Annotated in this window: 1 protein-coding gene; it reads right to left on the minus strand. The window is 71.8% G+C overall.

Going from position 1 to position 767, the window contains the following annotated elements:
• Positions 1 to 337: 337 nt before the first annotated feature.
• A partial coding sequence (locus GRC12_RS44820) for a hypothetical protein (protein ID WP_208786138.1) occupies positions 338 to 767 on the minus strand: 430 nt, incomplete at its 5' end.

The following is a 767-nucleotide window of genomic DNA, read 5'->3' on the forward strand; positions in this document are numbered from 1 at the left end:
GAGTGGCGATGTGGGGCGTTGGTGTCAGGATTGCGGTGGTCGGCGCTGTGGGCGGGGCGGGGGCGCTGTTGACGATCTGCAGATCGCGCGTGCCGTCGACGCCGTGGCGGTGACTCGCCATGCGCCGACTCTGACCCGGCGTACGGCGTCGCCGTGCCCACGCAGGGGCGGGTGCGCTGCGGGGGTTTGGCCTGGCTTTGCCCCCGCAGCGCCATCTCGTTTCTCGAGGTCCGCGAGAAGTGCCCTCAGGCGGGTGGGTACGCGGTGACCGGCTGGAAAAAGGGGCAACCGTGTTTGACCGTGTGGTCCCTGGTCCCTCTATCGCTCAGCCTGTGGCTCAGCGATCGTGGCGGCGGAGGCGTTCGGAGAGCGTCAGTGTGATCGCGCCGGCAGCGATGACGAGCGACCACCACCAGTGGTGTCCGGCGGCGCCGCCGCCGGAGACGACCAATGCCGGTATCAGGATGGTGAGGAGGCCGGCGGCGCTGGCCATCCGCAGCCACAGGGTGTCCCGCACCGCGGGCCGGCGGGGGCTGCTGCGTCGGCTGAAAGCGGCGACTAGGGCGATGAGGGCGATCAGCAGCAGGACGAGGCCCGGGGCCGCCCAGGCCAGTAGGAAGGAGCAGCCGGCGGCGGCGAGGGCGATCAGTGAAGTGGTGGCGATGGTGCGTTGCCGGTTGCGGTGAGCTGGGCTGGGCGAGGTGGGTTGTTGGCCGGTGGCGTCCGGGCCGGCGCCGGATGCGGCCAGGCTGCGGGCGGGCTTGGGC

It is taken from the genome of Streptomyces griseorubiginosus (assembly GCF_017614965.1).
GTDB lineage: Bacteria > Actinomycetota > Actinomycetes > Streptomycetales > Streptomycetaceae > Streptomyces > Streptomyces griseorubiginosus_B.